The 23,448-nt window shown below is 60.4% G+C and carries 22 protein-coding genes; 5 read left to right on the forward strand and 17 right to left on the reverse strand.

All coding sequences use genetic code 11. The features are described from left to right. The first annotated feature begins 406 nt into the window (after positions 1-406). Positions 407-1,807, forward strand: coding sequence for a PhoH family protein (locus tag QD172_RS00455; RefSeq protein ID WP_077376418.1), 1,401 nt, complete (start codon positions 407-409; stop codon positions 1,805-1,807). A gap of 143 nt (positions 1,808-1,950) precedes the next feature. Here QD172_RS00455 and QD172_RS00460 read toward each other — a convergent pair whose 3' ends face one another. Continuing rightward, positions 1,951-2,916, reverse strand: coding sequence for a DNA-binding protein (locus QD172_RS00460; RefSeq protein ID WP_279854543.1), 966 nt, complete (start codon positions 2,914-2,916; stop codon positions 1,951-1,953). Between the two features lie 328 nt (positions 2,917-3,244). Here QD172_RS00460 and QD172_RS00465 point away from each other — a divergent pair, with 328 nt between their 5' ends. Next, complete coding sequence (locus QD172_RS00465) at positions 3,245-4,513, forward strand: site-specific integrase (RefSeq protein WP_279854544.1); 1,269 nt, start codon at positions 3,245-3,247, stop codon at positions 4,511-4,513. A 112-nt stretch (positions 4,514-4,625) separates the two neighbouring features. After that, positions 4,626-5,057 (forward strand): SufE family protein, encoded by a 432-nt coding sequence (locus QD172_RS00470; protein WP_084208681.1) that lies wholly within the window; start codon positions 4,626-4,628, stop codon positions 5,055-5,057. Between the two features lie 143 nt (positions 5,058-5,200). On the opposite strand, the gene QD172_RS00475 is transcribed toward QD172_RS00470, so the two are convergent. The 9 genes from QD172_RS00475 to QD172_RS00515 form a co-directional block, all read right to left on the reverse strand. Beyond that, positions 5,201-5,911, reverse strand: coding sequence for an RES family NAD+ phosphorylase (locus QD172_RS00475; protein ID WP_258038265.1), 711 nt, complete (start codon positions 5,909-5,911; stop codon positions 5,201-5,203). Next, on the reverse strand, positions 5,908-6,309 hold the full coding sequence (locus QD172_RS00480; RefSeq protein WP_176503301.1) for an MbcA/ParS/Xre antitoxin family protein: 402 nt from the start codon (positions 6,307-6,309) through the stop codon (positions 5,908-5,910). Before QD172_RS00480 ends, QD172_RS00475 begins: the two co-directional genes overlap by 4 nt. Before the next feature lie 112 nt (positions 6,310-6,421). Next, complete coding sequence (gene yidD / locus QD172_RS00485) at positions 6,422-6,697, reverse strand: membrane protein insertion efficiency factor YidD (protein WP_279854545.1); 276 nt, start codon at positions 6,695-6,697, stop codon at positions 6,422-6,424. 67 nt (positions 6,698-6,764) lie between these two features. Then, positions 6,765-7,220 carry a phosphoribosyl-AMP cyclohydrolase gene (gene hisI, locus QD172_RS00490; RefSeq protein ID WP_084208680.1) on the reverse strand — a complete coding sequence of 152 codons (456 nt, stop codon included), beginning with the start codon at positions 7,218-7,220 and terminating at the stop codon, positions 6,765-6,767. 114 nt (positions 7,221-7,334) lie between these two features. Further along, entirely contained in the window at positions 7,335-8,159 is an 825-nt protein-coding gene (locus tag QD172_RS00495) for a metal ABC transporter permease (RefSeq protein ID WP_077376406.1), read from the reverse strand. 78 nt (positions 8,160-8,237) lie between these two features. After that, on the reverse strand, positions 8,238-9,068 hold the full coding sequence (locus QD172_RS00500; RefSeq protein WP_077376403.1) for a metal ABC transporter ATP-binding protein: 831 nt from the start codon (positions 9,066-9,068) through the stop codon (positions 8,238-8,240). 112 nt (positions 9,069-9,180) lie between these two features. Then, on the reverse strand, positions 9,181-10,314 hold the full coding sequence (locus QD172_RS00505; protein WP_279854546.1) for a zinc ABC transporter substrate-binding protein: 1,134 nt from the start codon (positions 10,312-10,314) through the stop codon (positions 9,181-9,183). A 77-nt stretch (positions 10,315-10,391) separates the two neighbouring features. Further along, positions 10,392-11,729 carry a dihydroorotase gene (locus tag QD172_RS00510; RefSeq protein ID WP_077376398.1) on the reverse strand — a complete coding sequence of 446 codons (1,338 nt, stop codon included), beginning with the start codon at positions 11,727-11,729 and terminating at the stop codon, positions 10,392-10,394. A 59-nt stretch (positions 11,730-11,788) separates the two neighbouring features. Next, positions 11,789-12,256 carry a Fur family transcriptional regulator gene (locus QD172_RS00515; protein WP_136937809.1) on the reverse strand — a complete coding sequence of 156 codons (468 nt, stop codon included), beginning with the start codon at positions 12,254-12,256 and terminating at the stop codon, positions 11,789-11,791. A 266-nt stretch (positions 12,257-12,522) separates the two neighbouring features. Between QD172_RS00515 and QD172_RS00520 the strand changes: the two genes are divergently transcribed. After that, entirely contained in the window at positions 12,523-13,275 is a 753-nt protein-coding gene (locus QD172_RS00520) for a DUF1826 domain-containing protein (protein WP_279854547.1), read from the forward strand. Positions 13,276-13,349: 74 nt separating this feature from the next. Here the strand turns inward: QD172_RS00520 and QD172_RS00525 are convergent, their stop codons facing one another. The 3 genes from QD172_RS00525 to QD172_RS00535 form a co-directional block, all read right to left on the reverse strand. Further along, on the reverse strand, positions 13,350-14,366 hold the full coding sequence (locus tag QD172_RS00525; protein WP_240499519.1) for an alpha-L-glutamate ligase-like protein: 1,017 nt from the start codon (positions 14,364-14,366) through the stop codon (positions 13,350-13,352). Between the two features lies 1 nt (position 14,367). Beyond that, entirely contained in the window at positions 14,368-15,930 is a 1,563-nt protein-coding gene (locus tag QD172_RS00530; RefSeq protein WP_279854548.1) for an inactive transglutaminase family protein, read from the reverse strand. A gap of 99 nt (positions 15,931-16,029) precedes the next feature. Further along, positions 16,030-16,860 (reverse strand): ATP-dependent zinc protease, encoded by an 831-nt coding sequence (locus QD172_RS00535; RefSeq protein ID WP_077376386.1) that lies wholly within the window; start codon positions 16,858-16,860, stop codon positions 16,030-16,032. A gap of 882 nt (positions 16,861-17,742) precedes the next feature. Here QD172_RS00535 and QD172_RS00540 point away from each other — a divergent pair. Next, a complete protein-coding gene (locus QD172_RS00540) occupies positions 17,743-18,309 on the forward strand; it encodes a DUF3833 domain-containing protein (RefSeq protein ID WP_279854549.1) in 567 nt (188 codons plus the stop codon). Here the strand turns inward: QD172_RS00540 and QD172_RS00545 are convergent. From QD172_RS00545 to ectA, 4 genes are all read right to left on the reverse strand, one after another. After that, a complete protein-coding gene (locus tag QD172_RS00545) occupies positions 18,306-20,126 on the reverse strand; it encodes an EAL domain-containing protein (protein WP_279854550.1) in 1,821 nt (606 codons plus the stop codon). The two genes, QD172_RS00540 and QD172_RS00545, sit on opposite strands and share 4 nt — an antisense overlap. 301 nt (positions 20,127-20,427) lie before the next feature. Beyond that, positions 20,428-20,820, reverse strand: coding sequence for an ectoine synthase (locus QD172_RS00550; protein WP_065392486.1), 393 nt, complete (start codon positions 20,818-20,820; stop codon positions 20,428-20,430). 232 nt (positions 20,821-21,052) lie between these two features. After that, positions 21,053-22,315: a diaminobutyrate--2-oxoglutarate transaminase gene (gene ectB / locus QD172_RS00555; RefSeq protein WP_065392487.1), complete on the reverse strand. Its 1,263-nt coding sequence runs from the start codon at positions 22,313-22,315 to the stop codon at positions 21,053-21,055. Positions 22,316-22,574: 259 nt separating this feature from the next. Then, positions 22,575-23,132: a diaminobutyrate acetyltransferase gene (gene ectA / locus QD172_RS00560; RefSeq protein WP_077376377.1), complete on the reverse strand. Its 558-nt coding sequence runs from the start codon at positions 23,130-23,132 to the stop codon at positions 22,575-22,577. Between the last annotated feature and the right edge of the window lie 316 nt (positions 23,133-23,448).

A 23,448-nucleotide genomic window follows, 5' to 3' on the forward strand; every position in this document is an offset into this window, starting at 1 on the left:
TGACATTGTGCACCCGCCAATGAAAAACCGCCCCTGACATCGTCAGGGGCGGTTTTTTTCATCTGTCCTTCCGCAGCGCTCCTGGCGACGCGGTTGTCTGACGATCTGCGGCATGGGATGTCTGGCAAATGAAATCTGGCAAATGAAATCTGGCAAATGAAAAGTGCAGAGAGTCCAGTGGCTGCGTGCTCATGGCTGCACGAGATGCTCGGCAGGAAGGCCGGCAACATGGCCGTGACGAACAGCAGATGAGAGTGCGGCCAGCAGAGCCGGGGACAGATTATGCGCCTGCGTTGCGTGACCTGTCAGCACCCTGTGCGTGAAATCGAGCGCCAAATTGAAACATCCTCGACATATTCAGCGTGATAGCTTCAAAGGGCACACCCCAACGGAAGGCATGTCGCCAATGGTAAGAGTCGAGAAGCAGTCCCGTCGTCTGTACGTCCTCGATACCAACGTGCTGATACACGACCCCTCCGCCATCTTCCAGTTTGACGAGCACGATGTCGTCATTCCGATGACGGTGCTGGAGGAGCTGGACAAGCACAAGAATGGCCACAAGGAAATTGCCCACACTGCTCGCCAGATCAGTCGCACTCTGTCTGATCTCACCGCCGACATCACACCACAGGAGATTCTGCGCGGTATTCCACTGCCGGGCTCGTTGAATGGCGCCGGCAATCTTCATTTTCTCTCCGGTAGCATCGATCAGAGCGAGGCAAGCGCCGACAACCGCATTCTTGCCGAGACACGCAGTCTCGCGGCGCGCAGTCAGGATGCATCCGTCATCCTGGTGACCAAGGACATCAATCTGCGCATCAAGGCAGCGGCACTGGGCATGGCTGTCGAGGACTATCTGACGGATCGCGCCTTCAGTGACAGCGATGCCATGATCGAGGGCGTGAAGCTCTATCACGAGGCTGGGCCTGACGGTCAGGGCGTGTGGGATGACCTGCAGGTGGATGTCACCGTCAGTCGCGAGAATCATCGCACCTTCTACACCCTTGCCGGCCAAATGCCCAAGGACTGGTATCCGGGAATGTTGATCGCGGATTGTGATCGTGGTGCCAGCTTCGAGGCCATCGTGCGCGAGCTGGACAATGATCACGCCTGCCTTGAGGTATTGCAGGATTTCCGCAACGAGCGTAGCGCCTGGGGCGTCAATGCCCATGACAGTCGCCAGAATTTCGCGCTCAATCTGTTGATGGATGAGAGCGTCGACATGGTCTCGATTGCCGGGAGTGCCGGGACAGGCAAGACTTACATGACCCTGGCGGCGGCATTTGAGCAGACTCTGGAGAAGAAACGCTTCGAACGTATCATCTTCACGCGCGCACCGATCGCCATGGGGGAAGAGATCGGCTTTCTCCCCGGGACCGAGGAAGAGAAGATGTCGCCGTGGATGGGCGCCTTCCACGACAATATGGACAATCTGCTGCGCAAGGAAGGCGAGGGCACCAGCGCGTGGAACGAGGAGGCCACCCGTGCCTGGATTGGCAACCGTGTCCAGATTCGCTCGCCGTCCTTCATGCGGGGGCGAACCCTCAGCGACACCTTCCTGATCATCGATGAGGCCCAGAACCTGACACCGAAACAATTGAAAGGGCTGTTGACCCGGGCTGGTGCCAACACCAAGGTCGTGCTGCTGGGCAATGTCGGGCAGATCGATACGCCCTATCTGACGGCCAATACCTGTGGTCTCGCGGTGGCAGTGCAACGCTTCGCCAATTGGCCGCATGCCGGTCACGTCACGCTCAAGTGTGTCGAGCGTTCGCGTCTGGCACTGGTGGCGGAAGAACTGCTGTAGATTTCTCGACAGCGGTGAGCATGGTGTGACGAGAGTCATGAGGTGCGGGAACGCGCCATCCTCAAAACGAAACGCCACCCCTGAGGGTGGCGTCTTTCATTGGTGTGAGTGTACCTGCAACCTCAGCAGACGTTGCAGGAACATCAACACACAAAGGGAGGAAGCGGCGCGAAGGCCAGGCGCTCCTTGAGCAACTTGTTTTCATGCGTGATCTGGCTCAGCTGTGCCTCCAGACGGGATTGTTCCGCCATGGACTGCTCCAGCTGAGAGCGCAGATCCTTGAGCTCCACATCGCGCTGCTGTCGTAGCGTGGTTTCCTCGAAGCGACGACGTTCCTCTTCCTGAAGCAACTTCCGCTGCTCCGCCGTCTGGGCATCCAGACGTTCCACGCGCTTCTCGAGCTGCTCGTGGCGGCGGCGATGCTGCTTGTCCAGCTCCTGCTTCTCCAGGCGCGCATCATCGAGCAGCTTCATCAGACGCGTCTCACTGGCCTCGTGACGAGACTCTTCCTGCGCCAGGCGCTCCTTGAATTCGCTTTCCTGTTGCTGCACCAGCTGCTGATGGCGCTCATGGTCATGCTCGCGTGTCCGCTCGAGTGCGGTGACATCTTCCTGGGCAAGCGTCAGGCGCTTCTCGAGCTTCTCCTGCCATTGCTGCCATTGTTCGCGCTCACTGGTCAAGGTCGCCAGTGTCTGCACGCGCTCCTCGAGACGCGCCTGTACTCCCGCCAGTTGCTCCGTGAGTGCACTGAGCCGCTGCTCCGCATCCTCTGCGCGCCGCTGTGACTGTGCCTCGGCCTCACGGGCTGCCTCGGCCTGGCGGTCAGCTTCCTGCCGATAGTGCGCCAGGCTCTCGTTGGCCAGAGACTGGGCTTCACTCCATACCGTGGCCAGTGTCTCCGTCAGACTATCCGGCATCGCCTGGGTCAGAGGCTCATCACGTTTCTCGGCGCGACGTTGGCGCCATTCGCGCAGATGATCGCTGATGGTGGTGAAGCTGCCGGTCCCCAGCACTTCCCGAATCTTCTGCACGCTGGGCGCTTCACCACGTGCCATCAAGGATTCTATCGCTCGTTGTACATCCTCGTACTGGACGCCAATGCGCGCCATGGGAATCTCCGTCCGTATTCTGAAGTTGATGCTCAGCGGCCATTACGCCACGAAGTGACGTTCACTACCACTCCATTGGTCAGGATTCTGCGTGATATGCACAAGAAATCTTCCCTGTGCTCTCGCGGGCTCCCCTTTAGGCAGACTTCTGGCCGCTTAGCGTCATTGTAGCGACTCGTCTGCTTGGAATAAAGATAATTACATATTACGTAATACGTAATTTACGTTACCCTTGGTGGTCATAATTCATGATTACGCGCCTTATCTTGAATTATCATGGCCGTAACGTCACAATCAGCCCCCAGGCAACGCGACAGGAGTCGAGACAGTGGAGAAGGGCGCACACGGTGGCATGGCCGCGTTGATCGGCCGCCTTGAGGGCGAGCTGGCCAATACCGCCAGCACTGCAGCCGTCACGCAGAGTGGCAATGCTGCACTCATCAAGGCGCAGACGGACATTGAGGCCGTGGCGGCGTGGCTCAATGAATATCGCCACAGCCCGCAGACCCTGCGCGCCTATCGCAAGGAAGCAGAGCGTCTGCTTCTGTGGCTAAGGGCGGAAGGTGAGCAGGGCAGAGACGCCGCCCTGGCAAGTCTGGATCGTGAGCGGCTCGAGCACTTCGAGGCCTTTCTGGCCAATCCTCAGCCAGCGGAGGTCTGGGTTGGCAGTGTGCGTGCCCGCAGGCACCCCGAGTGGCGGCCCTTTCGCGGGCCGCTGGCTCCGGCCAGCCGCCGCCAGAGTCTGGTGATCCTGCAGGGGCTTTATGCCTGGTTGATCGAGGCCGGCTATCTGGCGCGCAATCCTTTCCGGCTGATGCGCGACAAGCGGCGCATGGACAATCGCACGCTGCGCATCGAGCGCTATCTGGAGCGTCCGCTATGGGATTGGTTGTGGGGGCGTATCGAGGCGCGCTGTGATGAGGTGCGTTGTCACGTACCGACAGCCGGCAGTGCCTCCCTCGAGCACGAGGTGTCGCGGGAGCGATTCATCGCGGAGCGCCAGCGGTTTCTGTTCGCGTTTGCCTACCTGATGGCGCCGCGTATCGCCGAGATGGCCGCCGCGAGAATGGGGGATATCATCAAGCGGGAAGGCCAGTGGTGGTGGCGAGTGATAGGCAAGGGCGCCAAGCTGGCCGAGATCCCGCTGCCGCCCCCGATGCTCGAGGCCCTGGTGCGCTGGCGACGCCTGCGTGGACTGAGTGACTTGCCGCAGGCACTGCCCGCTGATGAGTCACTGCCCCTGCTCGCGCGGTTGGATGGCACGACCCCTCTGGGCGACAATCAGCTCTACCGGTTGATTAAGCAGACGTTTACCCAGGCCGCCCACGACATGCGCCAGCGAACGGAGCGCCCCGGCGACGCCAGCGAGCTGATGGCACGCACGCTCGACCAGGCAAGCCCGCACTGGCTGCGTCACACCGCCATTACCCATCAGGCGCAAGCCGGGGTAGAGCTGCGTTTCCTGTCTCGCTCCGCCAGACACTCACGGCTGGATACCACCTCTCGCTACCTGCATGCCGAAGACGGCGAGTGGCAGCAGCAGATGGCAAGGCACTCGCTGGCGACGACGACGGCTACCCCTGAGGAGGAGGCGTGACTGCTGGCATGGCGCCAGGCTTCACGCCTCCCGTGCGTCCGTCGGAGTCAGGCGTTATCATGGCCGACAGCATATTTTCAGACACTCTTCAGTGACATCATCGGGAGTCAGCATGAGCGACGCGCAACAAGCGCAGGCGGAACTGGTCGAGGAATTCAGCTTCTTCGACAATTGGATGGACCGCTATCAGTACATCATCGACATGGGCAAGGCGCTACCGGAGTACCCGGAAGAGTTGAAGGGGCCTGAGACCAAGATCGACGGCTGCCAGTCCAATGTCTGGATTCATCCTGACGTACGTGGTGAAGGCAGCGAGCAGCGTCTGCACTTCCAGGCCACCTCGGATGCGGCCATCGTGGCAGGCCTGATCGCCGTGGTGCTGCGCATCTACAACGACCGGACGCCGCAGGAAATCGTCGCCACTCAGCCGACCTTCCTCGCTGAGCTCGGCCTCGACAAGCACCTTTCGCCGACACGCTCCAATGGCCTGCATGCAATGCTCAAGCGCATCTACGGTGTTGCCGAGCTGCACGCCAACGCCTGACGCCTGGCGAGAAAAGAGGCCTGACGATAACCAAGACGCCCGCCATGCCGATCGAGATGTCTCGAGAGGCCTGGCGGGCGTCTTTGTCATTGCGATGACGCGCTGACTGGACCCAGCGGGAGGTTCGCAGTGTCGTCACAGGCTCAGCGGTGCTCCTTGACCTCCAGCACATGCGTCATGGCCTGTTGCTGACCATCCCAGACGTAGCGCAGGTGGGGGCCCTGAATGGGGATGCTGACCGCCGGTGGACGCAGGATGGCCGCGCATTCGGCATCGGGCTCAACCTTGGCATGGCGGACGCTGGGGTAGAGCAGACCATGGCTGCCGGTATCTCTCATCTTCGCCGCGAAAGCCTGGCCGGCCGGGTAGCTGGCCGTGTCCGGCTGGCATAGCTCGGCGTATCCTTGGCGAATGTCGTGCAAGGGTTGCGTCACGCGATTGACGTAACTGCGCATCGTCATTTCCTGGCTGGGTTGCGCGGTATCGGCCAGAAAGCGTGCCATATGAAAGCGGGTTTCGCTGATGGCGGTGTCCAGGCTACTGGCGCAGTAGTAGACGCCGAAGCTGCCATCGGTGAAACGTGATGCGCGCCCGATGTGAGTGAAGGCCGCCATCACCGGTGTGGAGCCCGGCCCGCTGATGCGATCCTCGGGTGCGACACGGTTCAGATCGCCGGCCTCCTCGCGCAGACGATCATTGGTCAGCGCCTCGATGGCGAAGGCCATCTCCAGCTCATCAGGCTCGAGAATATCCTCGAACACCGAGATGGGCGGGAAGGCGCTGGAGATGACGCGCCAGGCGTTCTGCCAGTCAGGCAGTGTCAGGGCAGGTTGGGGCAGGGCGCTCATGCTCATCCACGCACTCCGTCGAGATAACGACGGGTGTCGGCCAGTGATACCACCTGCCCGGCCAGCATGTAGTCGAGCGCGCTCTGCCCATTGAAGGGAGCGGCGCGATTGGGGCGGCGCACCCATTCATGGGCCATTTCAGGCGTGTTGCTGAACAGGATGCGCAACGCCTTGTGAATCCCCATCACGTAGGAGATACGCTCCAGGGTGTCATTGGGCAGGCGGACTTCCGGCAGCTTGCGGTACTTGTGATAGGTGGTGGTGCCGATGCCGCCGAGCAGCACGCGTTGATCGGCAGCGCTGCATTGCCATTTCTCCATGATGTTGAAGAAGGACTTGAGGGCAACGCGCCCCGCGCTGGGGCTGGTCGGGGACACACGATCGATGGCGGTTGCGGTGGACATGGCGCTCTCCTGCTGACTGACGATGGCATCGCACATGACGCCTTTCACATGTGAAGTATATCACGACTTCACTTCACATGCGTAAATCAGCTCGCAGGAGCGTGCGACACCATCAGGGCGTGGGGCCTGAGTCGCGGTCATTGCCCGCGCAGCAGTCTGACGATGACTCCTTGCGTGGTGGCACGGGGTCCACTCCTCCGGGGCCACCGAGGGGATGACAGCGTGACAGGCGTCTGGCTGTCAGCCAGCACCCCTTGAGCGGCCCATGCACCTTGATGGCCTCGAGGCCATAACTGGAGCAGCTGGGAAAGAAGCGACAACGCGGCCCCAGCAGCGGGCTGAGCACCAGCTGATAGCCGCGCAGCAGGCCGGTGAGCAGGCGCGTCATGCCAGCCGTCATAGCGCGCGACAGCGAGCCGCGAGCAGGGCGGGGATCGGGGTCACGTTGACCTGACTCAGGCGTTGCCATACAGCGTGTCGGGATCAATGATCGGTGCATCGGTGATCTCTGCGCCTTCGGCGTCAAGGCGCCAGTAGAAGCAGCTCTTGCGTCCGGTATGGCAGGCAGGGCCGGTCTGATCGACCTTGACCAGCAGGGTGTCACCGTCGCAGTCAAGGTGGGTGCTGACCAGATGCTGCTGCTGACCGGAGCTTTCGCCCTTGCGCCACAGCTTGCTGCGCGAGCGTGAGAAGTAGCACACGCGTCCCGTGGTCAGCGTCTCGCGCAACGCCTCAGCATTCATCCACGCCATCATCAGTATCTCGCCGCTGTCATGCTGCTGGGCGATGGCAGGAATCAACCCGTCGCCATTCCACGGCAGGGCAGCCATCAGGGTGTCCAGCGCGACCTTTTCGCCGACCTGTGCATTTTCCAGCGACTTGAGCAGTCCATCCTGTGCCATTGAATCCATATCCTTGCAGAAGCTGTATCGAAGACTGGTCCCGTCGCGACGTTCACTGCGCAGGTTGCAGCGTTTCGGTTCGGAGGCCAGATCTCAAGAAGTCTCAGTGTAACAAGCCGCGACTCAGCGGCGCAGACCGCCACGGGCGCTACGCCAGATCAGCGAGACCAGATAGGCGATCCCCGCCACCAGTACGATGGTGGCACCGGCAGGCAGATCGAACTGCCAGGAAAGCGCCAGACCACCGGTGGTGAAGGCCATGGCCGCCAGACTCGCGATCACGATCATCATGCCCAGTGAGCGCGCATGATGGCCGGCCAGCGCGGCTGGCAGTGACAGCAATGCCAGCACCATGATCAGCCCGACGGCCTGCAGCAACAGCACCACGGTAATGGCGACCAGCACCAGCAACAGCAGATAGAGCGTCTTGACCGGCACTCCTCGCAGGCGAGCGAACTCTTCATCGAAGATCACGGCCGTCAGTGGACGGTGTACGACCAGCAGCACCAGTGCCAGCCCGCCCACCATCCAGGCCAGGGTGCCGATGGCGTCTGCGGGCACCAGCAGCAGATTGCCGAACAGATAGCTCATCAGATCGACCTTGTAGCCCGGGGTCTGACTGATGAAGAGGATGCCGGTGGCCATGCCGATGGCCCACAGCGCACCGATGACGGTGTCTTCCTGATCAAACCCCTTGAGGCTGATATAGCCGATCAGCAATGCCGCGAGGATGGCACTGATGAACGCACCGACGAGCGGGCTGGCCCCCATGAAGTAGGCGATCCCCATGCCGGCAAGCACCGTGTGGGCGATGCCGCCTGCCAGATAGCCGATGCGGCGTACCACGACATAGGGGCCGACCAGGCCCGCCGCGAGGCTTGCCAACAGGCCGGCGAAGAGGGCGTTCTGAAGAAAGTCCTGGCTGCCCAGGGCGGTGATGAAATTCATGTGTTGTAAGCCTAGAGCGCGGGGCAGGCGCCGTGAAAGAAATGAAACCCGCCAGGCAGCCTGTCACGGGCCACCGTATCAATGATGGTGATGAATCATCTGGACGTGTTCACCGTAGAGCCGCTCGATCGATTCGGCGGTCAGCGTCTCGGTGTCATGGACGATCATCTTGCGGTTGAGGCAGGCCACCCGATCGACATAATCACTGATGAAGCCGAGATCATGACTGATCACCACGACGCTCATGCGATTGGCCAGCCGATTGAACAGCTCGAACAATGAACGCTCACCATCGCTGTCGACGCTCGCGGTGGGCTCATCCAGCAACAGCAATTGCGGCTCGGCCGCCAGTGCCCGGGCTATCAGGACACGCTGCAGCTGACCGCCGGAGAGGGCATCGATATGCCGACGGCGCAGATGACCGATACCGACTTCCTCCAGCACCGCACCGATCGCCTCACGATCCGCGCGTGGCCAGGGGCCCCATTGACGCTTGCGTCCCTGGCGTCCCATCAGCACGACGTCTTCCACGCGGATCGGAAAGCGCTTCACGAAATTGGCGAACTGTGGCACATAGCCGATATGGCGTGCGGCAGATTGGGGAGTGCGCCCCAGCACGCGGACACACCCAGCTGCCGGCTTGTGAAGGCCAAGCACCAGCTTGAGCAAGGTGCTCTTGCCGCCTCCATTGGGGCCGATCAGCCCCACGATCTCGCGGGCGCCGACCTGGAAATCGACATCGTCGAGAATGACCTGCTCACCATAGCGAAAGGTCACGCCGCGAATATCGATGGCATCCGGTGCATCCGCCGGGACCGGGCGAAATACCGGACCGACACTGCGCCCGGTGGCTGGTGCATCCGGATGGCTGTCCGGGCGCCGGCGCGCGACGGAGATGGGGCTGGCCATGACGAGAGGTACCTCTTTGCAACGCAGACGGGCGCGTGAGCGCCCGTCTGACTTTTTTATGGGGCAGAGCATTGTGCAAGATCATGCCGCATGCGCAATGCCTGGCCAGAAATTACTGACTGTCGGTCCGCTCGAAGCCTGCTTTCAGCGCTTCGGTGGCACGCTTGAGATTCTCGAGATAGTCCTCGGCCAACGGGTCCAGCACGGCGACTTCGGCATCCAGCGAGCTGGCGATGCGCTTGGCGGCCGTCTGGGAGAATTGTCCCGAGACGAAGATGGTGCCGATGTTCTCATCCTTGGCACGTGTGACCAGAGTGGCCATCTCGCGTGGTGTAGGCTCACGACCACTGACTTCAATGGCATGCTGCGCGAGTGAGTAGCGATCCGCGAAGTAGCCGAAGCTGGGGTGGAAGATCAGGAAGTTGCGACCCTTGTAAGGTGCCAGCGCCTGCGCGATCTGCGTGTCCAGCGCATTCAGGGTCTTGAGCAGCCGCTGCTCATTGGCATCGATTTCACCGGCATGTTCAGGCAGCTGGGCTTCCAATACCTTGGCAGTGCGCTCGACGACGGTCTGCATCCGCTGCGGATCCAGCCAGAGATGAGGGTCGGCTTCGCCGAGGTCTTCATGCTCATCATGGCCCGCGTGCTCGTCATGATCCGCGTGGTCTTCATGGCCATGCTCGTCATGATCTGCGTGGCCTTCATGGCCGTGCTCGTCATGCTCTGCGTGGTCTTCATGCTCATCATGGCCCGCGTGCTCGTCATGGTCGGAGCCGTGATCATGATGATGAGCGTCTTCACTGCCGAAATGGCGCGTGTTGAGACCCTCTTCCAGATGCACGACCTGCATCTCGGCATTGTTCTTCTCGAGACGCGGCAACCAGACCTGCTCGAAGGGTACGCCGATGGCGAGATAGAGGGGAACCGTCGACAACTCGGCCACCTGGCGAGGGGTCGGATCATAGGTGTGCGGGCTGTTGCCCGGTTTGACCAGCGTCGTGATCTCGACATGATCCCCGGCCAGCTGATCGACCATCCACTCGATAGGCGGCACGCTGACGGCGACATGCAGTGGCGCACTGTCTTCGGCTTGCGCGTTGGGGGCCGCCAGAACGGCAAGCGCACCCAGCACGCTCAACGGCAGGCTACGCGCAGCCCGCGAACCCAGCGTGCGCTGGATCCGGGACAGCAGCTTTTCGCAGAACACTTGGCGAGAGGCCAGGGGAGAGCCCGCATGCATACTCATGACACCACTTCCTTCTGATAGTGATCACGGCATGATGCGGGCAAGGCGCGCCGAAGATCGACACGCCAGGACCGCCATCAGCCGCGGTTGAACGAGAGACGCTGGCCGTTGGCCACCGGGTTGACGGTCTTGCCGTCATAGGCTTTCACGCCATTGACGAAGGTCGCATCGATGCGTGCCTTGAAGGTCACGCCATCGAAGGGGCTCCAGCCACACTTGTAGAGCACGTTGTCACGGGTGACGCTGGTCTCGCCATTCAGGTCGACCAGCACGAGATCCGCGAACGCCCCTTCACGGATATAGCCGCGATCGACGATGGAGAAGCGATCCGCGACGTTGTGGCTGGTCTTCTGCACCAGGGTTTCCAGGTCATAGATGCCGTCCTGAACCTGATCCAGCAGTGACAGCAGGGCATGCTGCACCAGCGGCAGACCGGAAGGCGCCTTGAAGTAGGGGTTCTGCTTCTCTTCCCAGGTATGCGGCGCGTGGTCAGTGGCAATGATGTCGATGCGACCATCCATCACGGCGGCACGCAGGGCGGCACGGTCTTCGGCGGTCTTCACGGCCGGGTTGCACTTGATCAGGCTGCCACGCGTGTCGTAATCGGCATCGCTGAACCACAGGTGATGCGCGCAGACCTCTGCGGTGATCTGCTTGCCAGCCATCGGGCCCGGCTTGAACAGCGCCATCTCTTCAGCGGTGGTCAGGTGCAGGACATGCAGCTGGGTGCCGTTGCGAGTGGCCAGGTCGATCGCCAGGCGTGAGCTCTTGATGCAGGCCTCGCGAGAACGGATCAGACCGTGCTCGGAGAAGGGCACGTCTTCCCCGAAACGCTCACGCCAGCGCGCCTCGTTCTCCAGAATCATCGGAGTGTCTTCGCAATGCGTGACGATGGGCGTCGGAGCATGCTTGAAGATACCTTCGAGAATCTCCGGATCATCGACCAGCATGTTGCCGGTCGAGGCACCCATGAAGATCTTGATGCCGCAGGTCTGATTCGGATCCAGCGTCTTGATCGCTTCCAGGTTGTCGTTGCTGGCACCCAGATAAAAGGCGTGGTTGGCATGCGCACGGCCGGCCGCCACGGCAAACTTGGCCTCCAGCGCATCGCTGTCCAGGGTTGCCGGCTTGACGTTGGGCATGTCGAAGAAGGTCGTGATGCCCCCGGCGACGGCGGCGGCCGACTCGGTGGCGATATTGCCCTTGGCGGTCAGGCCGGGCTCACGGAAATGCACCTGATCATCAATCATGCCCGGCAGCAGATGGCGGCCGGCAGCATCGATCACTTCACGCGCGTCCAGATGTGAGAGATCACTGCCGATGGCATGGATACGCCCGTCCTTGATGCCCACATCCAGAGTGGAAATGGTGCCTTCATTGACGACCTGTGCCTGCGAAATGCGGATGTCCAGCATGTGACGTCCTCCGTGGGAAGCAAATGTTATATCGTATCAAAAGCGCTCGCAAGCGCCATTCACTGAGCGGTTTCTACCATGTCAGCGACCTGAGAGGCGCATTTCTGGCAACGCCCCTCAAGTTCGACAGTCTGGCGTTCGATCGAGAAACCATGGCGATCTGCACTGGCGAGAAGGCGAGTGCCAAGATCATCGTCGTGCATCTCCTCGACTCTCCCGCAACCACGGCAGATCAGCAGCTGGAAACCGTGCTGATGCTCGGGACAGTGGCAGGCAAGGAAGGCATTGAGCGATTCGATGCGGTGGACGAGGCCTTGTTCGATCAGGAAATCCAGCGCGCGATAGATCGTGGGCGGGCGGGCGGCACCGTGTTCCTTGGCAAGCTGATCCAAGAGGTCGTATGCCTTGAGTGCGCCATGACTGTTGGCGATCAATTCCAGCACACGTCGCCGGATCGGGGTGAAACGCACGCCACGCTTCAGGCATTGGCGTTCAGCCTGGTCGATCAGCGAAAGTTGCTCGGGCATGAAGAATCCTGGGTGTCGGGAATTCTGAGGATCGAGAATCCGGGATGACGAGAGGCCAGTGACACGTTGAGAGTGAATCAGATCAGCGTGTTACCTCAATGAACAGACTCTTATTCTAGGGCATTTGGGCGGTCTCGGGCCATATGCAGACTCAGGCTTGTCAGATAGCGGCAAGGTAGAGTGTTGTCACTGCACAGTAAAGGCATGTTATAACATAACAATAGCGAGCGTGATTTCCCTCTTGCCTACCCACCGAGGCGCTTACCATGCACTCGATCACTCCGATCACTCCGATCACTCCGATCACTCCGATCACTTCTCATGACACACCATCGGCTTCCCGGCCTGCGAAGGGCGGCAGGCTGGCCCAGTCAGCTGTCACGGCGAACGGTTCGAAAGATTCGGCAACACCACACTGGCACATCGGAGAGCAGGCGCTGGATCTCGGGGAGATCTTTCGCCCGGAGGTGACGCTGGCCGTGATGCAGCGCCGCATCGATGCGGCATTGAAAATGGCGGTCAAGGCTCAGTCCTCGGGTGCCTACCCGCTGCGCATGCGCTGGCGCGGGCCTATCAATGACCTGCGTGAGGCGCTGGAGCGCTACCTACCCGCACCGGATGCCGGGGCTGCGCTGATAGAGGATATCTATGTGCTAGGAGAGGCCATCGGCGAGCTGTTCGACGTGCAGGATATCGGCATGCGGCTGGAAATGACCCAGAGCGCCATGTGCCCACGCTTTCATGTGGATCGCATTCCGGTCCGGTTGGTGACGACCTATGAGGGCCCCGGAACGCAATGGTTGCCGGAGCAGGCCGCCGATCGCCTGGCTCTGGGGCATGGCGTTGTCGGACACCGGGACATCTGTCGGGACCCGGAACAGATCCGGGAGCTGCGCCCGGGAAGCCTGGCCTTGCTCAAGGGAGAATGCTGGCCCGGCAATGAGGGGCATGGCCTGATCCATCGCTCGCCAGTCGTGCCGACCGGTAGCCGCCTGATGCTGAGCATGGACCCCGGTTGAGGGTCTCGTCCCGCGAACGCAAACGCCCCGTGACACTCGCGTGTCACGGGGCGTTGTTCTCTGCGGTCACGCCATCATTCAGGAATGGGGGCCATTCCGACGTTGGCCACGTCTTCCTTGCTGCGCGCGAAGTGCTTGCGGGCGAAGGCTACCCGTTCCGCGACAGGCACGCCATCAGGTTGTCGTTCGATCAGCTCGAGACGCTTGCGCAGTCCTTCGCCATTGGCCATCTGGATGGCGAGGCCCGGTCGGGCATTGAGCTCGAGCAGCATCGGGCCATGACGCCGGTCAAGCACCATGTCCGTGCCCAGATAGCCCAGTCCCGTCATCTCGTAACACCCCGAGGCCAGTTCGAGCAGGGTGTCCCACTGGGGAACCTTGAGCGAGAAGATGTCATGCCCCGTATCGGGGTGGGCGAACTGCGGGCGATCATACTGCACGCCGCGCACGGCCCAGCCTGACCCGATATCCAGCCCGACACCGACCGCCCCCTGGTGGAGGTTGGCCTTGCCATCCGAGGCCGCCGTCGACAGGCGCATCATCGCCATCACGGGATAGCCCTTGAAGACGATGACCCGAATGTCGGGAACGCCTTCATAGGTGAACTCGGCGAAGGCCTGATCGAAGGAAATCAAGCCTTCGACCAGCGCCACATCCGGTGAGCCGCCCAGCGAATAAAGTCCTGACAGGATGTTGGAGACGTGGCGCTCCATGTCGGCACGCGTGATGCGCGCGCCGCTGGGCTTCACATACTCTTCGCCATCATGGTGCTCGATGACGAGGATCCCCTTGCCGCCAGAGCCCTTGGCCGGCTTGATCACGAAACCTGCGTGATCGCGCACCATGTCGACGACCCGCTCGACCTCGAACTGGCTGGCGACCTTGCCGATCATCTCCGGCGAGGCCAGACCGTACTTCTGACACAGCAGCTTGGTCTGCAGCTTGTCATCCACCAGCGGGTAGAGGCGGCGGTCGTTGTACTTCGAGATATAGCCGATGTTGCGGCGATTCATGCCGACAACCCCCCGGGCACGCAGGGCGCCCGGTGTGGTCCAGTTGCGCGACCAGCGATTCATCCATGACGCGAGCATCTCAATCCTCCGTCAGCGGCTTGAAGCGACGCAATTCCAGCAGACGATAGCCGGTGTAATTGCCCAGCAGCAGGATGAAGGCCATCAGCACCAGCTGCAGACCCAGGAAGTTGAAGGTCAGGTGGCGCACCCACGGATTGTTCATCGCCAGATAGGCCAGCACGGCGGTCAGAAGGCTACCGCCACCTTGCTTGAGGACTTCCTTGGGGCCTTCCTCTTCCCAGAGGATCGACATGCGCTCGACGGTCCAGGACAGGATGATCATCGGGAAGAAGGTGATGGTCAGGCCGGCATTGAGGCCGAAGCGATAGGCGAGTACCGAGAAGATCGAGATGATCGCGATCACCGTGATGATCACCACCGAGACCCTGGCGACAAGCAACAGGTTGAGCCGCGAAAGGTAGCTGCGGATCACGAGCCCGGTGGCGACGATGAGCAGGAAACCGATCAAGCCGGTGATCAGGCTGGTCTGGATGAAGGCGAGGGCGATCAATACCGGCATGAAGGTACCGGAAGTCTTCAGGCCCACGAGCACTCGCAGCAGCACGACGACCAGTGCGCCGATCGGGATCAGCAGAATGGTCTTGAACAGGGCCTGCTCTTCCAGCGGCAGCGAGTGGATCGAGAAGTTGAGCAGCTCGTCATTGGCCAGCTTGTTGCGAACCGCGACGGCGGCCGGTTCGTTGTGGCGAATCATCGAGAAGCTGACACGGGAATTGACGCCACCTTCCACTTCCAGCATCGGGGCACCGCGGCCTTCCCACAGCAGCAGGTTGTCAGGCTCACCTTGCTTGCCGGTCTCGGGGTTGATCAGCACCCAGTCAGTGTTGAGATTCTCACCCTCAGGGGAGTCGATCTCGACAGCCTGATTGCTGTCAGGTGTCTCGGCGAAGACCTGCAGCCAGGAGCTCACGTTCTGGCGACGGCGTCCGTCTTCCAGGCTCAAGCCACTGACCAGGCGTGCGCTCACGCCCGCTTCATTGAGCAGACGCAGCATCAGCACCGGACGCTGGAACTGGGTCAGCAGCAGACGCGCGTTCTCACCCTGACGCTGATTGTCGAACTGCTTGATCAGTTCACGGGCGAAGGTGAAGGAGTCGGCGCTGCGAGTGCGCGCCTGCTCGATCACCTGAGCGGCAGCCGTATCATAGGGACGTTCCCAGGACACTTCCTGAGGCGCTGGCAGGCGCTTGATGGCAGCAGGCGTCGCGTTGTCGGACTCCAGCATGGTCACGGTGTAATACAGCAGCTGGGAGCCAGCGGCCTCACGGATCGACCATTCAGCACGACGGCCCGGCAGATCATCCAGATACGACAACCCGAAGCCGGAGGAGGCCGTGTTTTCGGTCAGGACGCTATAGCCTTTCTGATTTTCCGGAAGCGCCAGCGACGCCTTGACCGGACCGCCCGTTGCCGTGAAGGCGACCTGGGCCTCGATATCCCAGACTTTCTGTTGTGCACCCGGCACCCAGGGCACATCGAAGGAAATATGGCGGTAGGCGGTCAGGCCCACGCCAATCAGCATCAGCAGGCCGACCAGCAGGTAAAAGGAGAAACGCGACATGGGAGTCCTTGAGTATTATGCAGTCACAAGGTCTGGCACCCGGCCAGACCCTGTCAGTGGAGATGTTCGAGATCCGTGAACGTCAGGTGAGGGCGAGGGTCAGTCGCGATTTCCTTCATTCGGGTCCTGATCCTTGGCAGCGGCGGTGCTGGGAGCGCTGCCCGGGAATTCCGGACGCGGATTGATGAAGGTGCGGCTGACATCGACGGCTGCGATATCCATCATGAAACGACGGCCCAACAGCACCGGGTACGTCAGATCACGACGGTCATTCAGGGTGAATTCGACACGCTGCTTGATGTCGCCAAGCGTCATCAACATGCTGACCACAGGACGGTCTTCCCGCCCTGACGCCTGCACGATGGTCACGGTACGGCTGACCTTGGCTTCTACCCACTTGTCGCGCACCTCGGGGACGAAGTATTTGGCATCCTCACGAAGCGCCAGCTTGAACTTGACCCACTTGTCGCCATCACGTTCGAACTCGGTGATGTCACGCGCCGACAGTGAGGACGTGTTCGCGCCGGTATCGATGCGCGCCTTGAAATAGCTGCCGATGTCCGGAAAGCCGACCCACTCGACACGTCCGAGCAGCGTCTTGTCCATGATCGGGTTTTCAGAGGCGGTCTTGCAGGCCTGAACCACCTGCGGAGCTGCCGGCTGTTCCATTTCGGCATGCATGCGGCGCAGTTGGCTGCCGACTTCCCGCATGTCGCGGCGCAATGAGCGGTTCAGTTCGCGCTGCTCGACAAGCTGTTGTTGCTGGACGTCGCATTGCCCGGCGATCTGGCTCTCCAGGGCATCGATGCGTTGCGAGAAGGCCTCCGGGGTCAAGACCGGCTTGGGGGGCTGAGGTTGCGCCGGAACACAACCTGCCATGACGATGACGCTGGACAATGACACGGGCAGCAGCAGCTTGCGGATCAGCATGATAAAGAGGGTTCCTGTTCAGCCTTGCTGACGATCTCGTCTTCACGAGTTCGCCTTGCATGATTCTTGTTCATCCATCTCGCACCGTACTTGCACGAGTGGATGATGGGAGGGAGCCCGGCCACCTTCAGTCGTCGTCTTCGCAGCGATCGCTGAAGGTGTGGCAAAGGGCGATGATACTTAGGCCGGATAGTCGCTGTCCATGATTCGCCACCCACGGCTGGTGCGCCCGGGAACGGCTTACGTCAATGCGTTGCCATTCACGGACAATCATTCAATCCAGCGTGATGCGAAGCGCTCATGACGCCTCTTGCCGTCGATTTCATCGCTCGACAGGCAAGAATGTCGCTCGTTGGGGACGTGCCTGTCCCAGCCGAGTTGACGTCTCCGGCTACCATACTTTGGCACTTATTTCATGGACTTGCACATTTCTCGCATCGTGAGTGCACCTTGTGGTGGGTGTCACAAGTCATCGAATGATCGGCGGGAGCACTGGAGACCTCAGTGGCGAAGTCTGTTCTCAACGGGCTGGTCGTGACACAAGGGCAGAAGAAGACCAATCACTGACGTCAGCTGACGACAGGCAGACATGCTGCTGAACATTTCAGGACATCAGACACTCGAGTTGTGGTTCAGCATGGCGGGTATCGGTCATGCACAGCGAGCACATGACAGGCAGCATGATCGTCAGGGCAGGTCCTGTGAGACGTGAGTCTGGGCTTCTCGAATACTCGATTTAACATAATATATATTATACGAACCTATAGGATGTCGACATCACGCCTGCGTTGACGATCCACTGCAAGCGTCGAGACACATCAAAATTGCTATTTGTAGAATCACTGCATAGTATCAGTACAAGTTTCCTTGTCGAGAATGTCGATGATTCGCTCCCGCTTGCGCCCCCTCGGTCTGATCACCCTGCTGGCCTCCTCGGCAAGTCTGTTGATGGCTTGCAGCAGCCCCTCAATCGATACCTATGCCGGTTCCGGTCCCGAGTTCAGAATCGACGAGTACTTCCTCGGGCACACACGAGGCTGGGGAATGGTTCAGGATCGTTCCGGTGAAGTGACTCGACGCTTCGTTGTGGACCTACAGGGCACCAGGCAGGATGGACGATTGACCCTCGACGAGAACTTTCGCTACAGCGATGGCGAGACGCAGCATCGACAATGGACCTTCATCCCGACGGGTGAACGTCAGTGGCGCGGCACGGCAGCTGACGTGACCGGAGAAGCCACGGCAGCCAGCAATGGCCATGCCTTTCGCATGCAATATGTCCTGCAGGTTCCCATCGATGGCAGTGTCTGGGAGTTCAACATGGATGACTGGATGTATCTGCAACCAGACGGACGCGTATTGAATCGCACCTCGATGCGCAAACTGGGCATCGAGCTTGCCACCATCACCCTCGCCTTTCAGCGCTGCCCCTGTGAGAGCGACCGCTAGAGGCGCTTGTTCAAGGGCAAATGTGTCTCGGCAAGCCACTGCGCATAGCTATCTTCCGGGAGCGCAGGTTGCCCGAAGGCATCGCTCTGAACCTGATCGAACCCGAGAGACTCAAGCTCCGATAGCTGCTGAACTCGCTTGCTACCTACCGCGATGGGCACCAGTCCCAGCGTTTTCATCGCACAGGTCCATGCCTTGATCAAACGTGTCTGATCCGGCTCATGCTGCTGAGGTGCCATGAAGCGTGGGTGCAGCTTGACGGCTACCGCCGGCATCCGGCTCAACAGACGCAGGTTGGCATTTTCCCGGCCAAACCGATCAATGCAGAAGGTTACTCCGTCACGGGTCAACGAGGTCATTGCCGCAATCAGTGCTTCTGGTGTCTCCGCGAAGCGTTCGCAGCCCGTGAGATCCAGGCGCAGATGCTCCCCCTTGAGGCGGTAAAGTCGCAGGATGCGTCTCAATGTCTCGGCGTATTCACTGTCAATCAGGCGCTTCGCCGAGAGATTCAGTGATACCGGCACTCCGAGAGACTCCGTGGAGCGCTGCGACTGCCAACGACTGATCATGGCGCACGTCTGGCGCAACACCCAGGTATCCAGTTCTTCGCCAAGGCCTGCGCGCTCAGCCATGCGCAACATCTGGTTCGCGGTGACCCAGCGCCCTTGAACCTGCCAACGCAGCAGCATCTCCATGCCGCACACCTTTCTCGTCCGGACATCCAGGATCGGCTGCGCATGCAGGCTGAGCTCATTGTCTCGCAAGGCCCGGGCGAAGCGATCACCCAATGCGATGGCAAGGGTGACATTGCTGCTGAGATCGGCGACCTGAAGATTCTGCTGACACGGTGCCCAATGCGCCGCACTGGCGAGTTCCTCCTCGAGAAGTTCGACAAGCTCATGGGCCGTGGCCCCCTCGGGCGTGAAGGTGGCCGTTGCGACCAGGAGTTTGGGCCTCAGAGCACTGGAAAGATGCATCAGCCAGGGCTGAGTGATGAAACGCTGCCAACGCATGCCGCTGACAGACTGCCGCTGAGGCAGCAGGATGATCAAGGTATCGCTGCACAGACGACCCTTGATGACGTCTTCATCATCGAAGCTTTCATTGATCTGGCTGGACAGTGACTGCATCACCTCCTGGAGGAAGACCTCGCCCTGATGGTGACGCCAGTGTTCTGCCTCCGATACCTTGAGCATGATGGCCTGGTAGCTTTCACTCCCTCGGTTTTCCATCCAATGGGCAAATGTCTGAAGATAACGTCGTCGTGTGCTGTAGCCGGTAATGGGGTCAATGCTGGCCTGAAGCGTGGCACGCGTTCGTTCCGTCAGGAGGCTGTCGCGCTGGATCAGCTCGTTTTCGACCAGCATGGCACAGCGTCCCAGCCTTTCGAGTTGAGGCGCACTCAGCTCACGTGGTGTGTGATCGATGAGGCACAAGGTGCCCAATGGCAATCCTGAACTGTCTCGCAGCAAGGCGCCGGCATAGAATCGGAGATATGGCGGGCCGGTGACCAGGGGATTGTCATGAAAGCGTTCATCCTTGCTCGCGTCGTTGACGACGAGGTAGCGCTCTTCATGGAGAGCGTGGGCGCAGAAGGCCAGGTCACGCCCCGTTTCACGTGCATCGATACCGCAGTGGGCCTTGAACCATTGGCGATTCTCGTCCACCAGTGACACGAGACAGATGGGGACATCGAAGATATCCGCGACCAGGCGCGTCAGGTCGTCATAACGCTTTTCATGCTCACTATCCAGTACGTGAAGCGCGTGCAGGCTATCGATTCGCTCCTGTTCGCGAGGATGAGGGGCTGCTGGCATGAACCCGGGACGCCCACCTGCCGCAATGGCGGGTGGGCTGACAGACGCGTTGTGTGGGGGGATGGCCATTGGCGAGGATCTCATCTGAGTGACACGGACACCATTCAGCTTATCGTTGCCTGCATCGCGAAGGGAGACTTAGCGCCTCTGGTCAATTAAACGGTAAACTTTCGAATATTCGTGATGCAATATGGAGCCGCGCGCCCTGCTGCCCTGCTCCCACATACCACGAAGCCCCCGCAGCTTGGCTGCGGGGGCTTCGTGTGGTCAGGCCATGGATCTCGCGGTTCGTGACGCGGATTCAGGCTTCGGCAGGTGCGTAGGAGCCATCTTCACGGTGGACTTCCTTGCCGGTCAGACCCGGCGTGAAGACACATGCCAGATGCATGGTCTTGGTAGCACGCAGCAGGTGGTCGTCATGTTCATTGAGGATATAGACGTCACCCGGCTTGATCGGCCAGACCTTGCCATCCGCCAGTGTCTCCACCTCGCCCTCACCTTCCATGCAATACACGACTTCATAGTGGTGCTTGTAGTGGATATGGGTCTCGGTACCTTCGAAGATACGGGTGATATGGAAGGAGCACTTGCCACCATCTTCGTCGAGCAGCAGACGAGTGCTGTCCCAGTTGCCGTTCTCGGCCTTGACCAGACGATCCGTCTTGCGGGCTTCCTCGAGATTGCGAACGATCATCAACTTCTCCTCATTTGGGCGCTGTCATGACTCGACAGCTGACAGATGGCGATTCCCGCAGTGACATGAAGGCAATAGCGCTTGAACACGAAACAGCCACGACGCAGAACGATGAGCGCCTTCTTCGGTGACAGGTGACAAGGGCCAGGAATCGCATGAGATGACCCGCGCCATGGCGGGCCAGGTAAGAACGGGCGCCGATCACGTGACCGGCGCCCGATACCGCAGAGACTCAGCGCAGGACGGCTGCCGCATTTTCCTCGATGATGTCGAGGGCTTCCAGCAGATCTTCATCACGGATGGTCAGCGGACACAGGCATTTGACGACCTGCCCGGAGTGACCGCTGGTCTCGATGATCAGGCCCTGCTCGAAACAACGTGAGGTGATGGCATCTGCCAGTTCACCTGACGCCACATCGATACCGCGCATCAAGCCACGACCTTTCTCGTGTGCCGCGAAGCCGTTTTCACGCGCCTTGGCGGCAATCTTCTGGAAGCGCTCCTCGACGATACGGCCCTTGCGCTGGATGTCGCGCTCGAACTTGTTGTCGCTCCAGAAGTGACGCAGTGCAGCGGCGCCAGTCACGAAGGCCAGTGCATGGCCACGGAAGGTGCCGTTGTACTGACTCGGCTTCCACTCATCCAGCTCCGGACGCATCATCACCATCGCGAACGGCACGCCAGAGGCCGACAGTGACTTGGAGTTGCAGACGATGTCCGGAACGATGTCGGCATGCTCGAAACTGAAGAACTTGCCGGTACGACCACAACCCGCCTGGATATCGTCGATGATCAGCAGGATCTTGTGCTCCTTGCACAGGGCATCCAGACGCTGCAGCCATTCGATGGAGGCCGGGTTGATGCCACCCTCGCCTTGTACGGTCTCGACCAGTACGGCTGCCGGGCGGTCAAGACCACTGGAGGAGTCCTTCAGCAGCTTGTCGAGATACGCGACAGTGTCGACACCCTCGCCCATGTAACCATCATAGGGCACGAACTGTGCGCCCTGGGCTGGCAGACCCGCTGCATCACGGAACTTGGCGTTGCCTGTCGTGGCCAGGGCGCCCATGGTCACACCATGGAAACCATTGGTGAACGACACGATGTTGTGACGGCCCGAGACCTTGCGCGCCAGACGGATGGCGGCTTCGACGGCATTGGTACCGGTCGGCCCCGGGAAGTGGACCTTGTAGTCCAGACCACGCGGCTTGAGGATCACTTCTTCCAGTGCTTCCAGGAAGTCGCGCTTGGCGGAAGTCCACATGTCGAGACCGTGGATGATGCCATCGCTGCTGATGTAATCGATCAATGCCTTCTTGAGCACCGGGTGGTTGTGCCCGTAGTTGAGCACGCCCGCGCCGGCCAGGAAATCGATGTAGCGCTTGCCATCCTCGGTGAACAGGTGGGCATTCTGCGCCTTGGTGAAGACGGTCGGGAAAGAACGAGAATAAGTGCGTACCTCGGATTCCATCTGTTCGAGTATCTGCGTATTCATGCTGTCACCTCCCTGGTGATGGATGGCCATGCTCGGCGCGATGAAAGCGCTGGCGGCCATACCAGAATGTAAAGACGATTCAACGAATGACACTGACCCGCTTGCACATGATGACTTGGGGGTCGACAAGTGATGTCACGACTTTCCTGTCATGAACATCCAGCGGGTGAGACGTGATTCTCCTCGAGGTCCGACACGAGAATCGTGACGCCGCCTCACCCGAGACTTCTCCATGGCGTCTTGAGGCACCATGGCTGGCTCAGATATCGCTCGGCAGGAACGGACCGATACGTACCAGGTTCTCCGCGAGGTGCACGCCGCCCAACTGATCCGAGGAGAAATACTCACGCGAATGCAGGGGGACCTGCCAGCGCTCGGACAGACGCGTGAAGAGTGCCCAGGACGCTTCGTTGTCAGGTGTGATGGTGGTTTCGAGGTGGCGCACATGGGCCATCTCCGGGCGCTTCATCACGGCTTCGATCAGACGACGTGCCAGGCCAGTCCCGCGGGCTTTCTCACCGACGGCGATCTGCCACAGGAAGAAGGTCTGCGGGGCATCATTGCGGGTATAGCCCGAGACGAAGCCGACCACCTCACCCTCTTCATCCGTCGCCACGGCGCAGCTGTCACGGAACTGGGTTGCCAGCAGAACGTACGAATACCCTGAATTGAGGTCCAGCGGCGGGCATGCCTTGACCAGCTCATAGATGCCCCAGCCGTCATCAGTGGTCGGCTGACGGATGAACAGCGGCGTCGTGGCGCGGTTGATCACGGCATCATGGGTGTGGTGGGCAAGGCCCTGAATCGTGGAAGTCATTGTCATGGTTTTCATAGATTATTTCGCAGTTGGCGAATTCGCTATAAACCATAACAAACCGTTATGAGTCTTGCAAACCATAGTTTATTTGCGAAGCGCTCATGCATAACGGGAAATTATCGTTTATCACCCCATCGCATGAGCCGCTCCACGGGGCAATCGCCACGCCTCCGCCCACCGCGCAGACGCCAGTCATGCCATGCCCCTATCCTCCATCCCCTATCGCCAGCCGCTCCTGAGTGCAGTAAGCGTCACTGACAGTAGAACGACATATGGCGCCCGCAGGCGCCATATGGAGAAGAAAGGGTATGAAGAG

This window comes from Cobetia sp. 10Alg 146 (genome assembly GCF_029846385.1).
GTDB classification, from domain to species: Bacteria; Pseudomonadota; Gammaproteobacteria; order Pseudomonadales; family Halomonadaceae; genus Cobetia; species Cobetia marina.

Bases quoted from the DNA above. Each gene is read 5' to 3' on its own strand.
- QD172_RS00525 (WP_240499519.1), bottom strand. From the start codon at position 14,366: ATGCTCGCGTCATGGATGAATCGCTGGTCGCGCAACTGGACCACACCG.
- QD172_RS00475 (WP_258038265.1), bottom strand. From the start codon at position 5,911: ATGAGCATGAGCGCCCTGCCCCAACCTGCCCTGACACTGCCTGACTGG.
- ectB (WP_065392487.1), bottom strand. From the start codon at position 22,315: ATGAATACGCAGATACTCGAACAGATGGAATCCGAGGTACGCACTTAT.
- QD172_RS00530 (WP_279854548.1), bottom strand. From the start codon at position 15,930: ATGTCGCGTTTCTCCTTTTACCTGCTGGTCGGCCTGCTGATGCTGATT.
- QD172_RS00505 (WP_279854546.1), bottom strand. From the start codon at position 10,314: ATGAGTATGCATGCGGGCTCTCCCCTGGCCTCTCGCCAAGTGTTCTGC.
- yidD (WP_279854545.1), bottom strand. From the start codon at position 6,697: ATGACGCGCCTGCTCACCGGCCTGCTGCGCGGCTATCAGCTGGTGCTC.
- QD172_RS00535 (WP_077376386.1), bottom strand. From the start codon at position 16,860: ATGCTGATCCGCAAGCTGCTGCTGCCCGTGTCATTGTCCAGCGTCATC.
- QD172_RS00460 (WP_279854543.1), bottom strand. From the start codon at position 2,916: ATGGCGCGCATTGGCGTCCAGTACGAGGATGTACAACGAGCGATAGAA.
- QD172_RS00500 (WP_077376403.1), bottom strand. From the start codon at position 9,068: ATGGCCAGCCCCATCTCCGTCGCGCGCCGGCGCCCGGACAGCCATCCG.
- QD172_RS00515 (WP_136937809.1), bottom strand. From the start codon at position 12,256: ATGCCCGAGCAACTTTCGCTGATCGACCAGGCTGAACGCCAATGCCTG.
- ectA (WP_077376377.1), bottom strand. From the start codon at position 23,132: ATGACTTCCACGATTCAGGGCCTTGCCCACCACACCCATGATGCCGTG.
- QD172_RS00510 (WP_077376398.1), bottom strand. From the start codon at position 11,729: ATGCTGGACATCCGCATTTCGCAGGCACAGGTCGTCAATGAAGGCACC.
- QD172_RS00540 (WP_279854549.1), top strand. From the start codon at position 17,743: ATGATTCGCTCCCGCTTGCGCCCCCTCGGTCTGATCACCCTGCTGGCC.
- QD172_RS00470 (WP_084208681.1), top strand. From the start codon at position 4,626: ATGAGCGACGCGCAACAAGCGCAGGCGGAACTGGTCGAGGAATTCAGC.
- QD172_RS00550 (WP_065392486.1), bottom strand. From the start codon at position 20,820: ATGATCGTTCGCAATCTCGAGGAAGCCCGCAAGACGGATCGTCTGGTC.
- QD172_RS00480 (WP_176503301.1), bottom strand. From the start codon at position 6,309: ATGTCCACCGCAACCGCCATCGATCGTGTGTCCCCGACCAGCCCCAGC.
- hisI (WP_084208680.1), bottom strand. From the start codon at position 7,220: ATGGATTCAATGGCACAGGATGGACTGCTCAAGTCGCTGGAAAATGCA.
- QD172_RS00495 (WP_077376406.1), bottom strand. From the start codon at position 8,159: ATGAATTTCATCACCGCCCTGGGCAGCCAGGACTTTCTTCAGAACGCC.
- QD172_RS00545 (WP_279854550.1), bottom strand. From the start codon at position 20,126: ATGCCAGCAGCCCCTCATCCTCGCGAACAGGAGCGAATCGATAGCCTG.
- QD172_RS00455 (WP_077376418.1), top strand. From the start codon at position 407: ATGGTAAGAGTCGAGAAGCAGTCCCGTCGTCTGTACGTCCTCGATACC.
- QD172_RS00520 (WP_279854547.1), top strand. From the start codon at position 12,523: ATGCACTCGATCACTCCGATCACTCCGATCACTCCGATCACTCCGATC.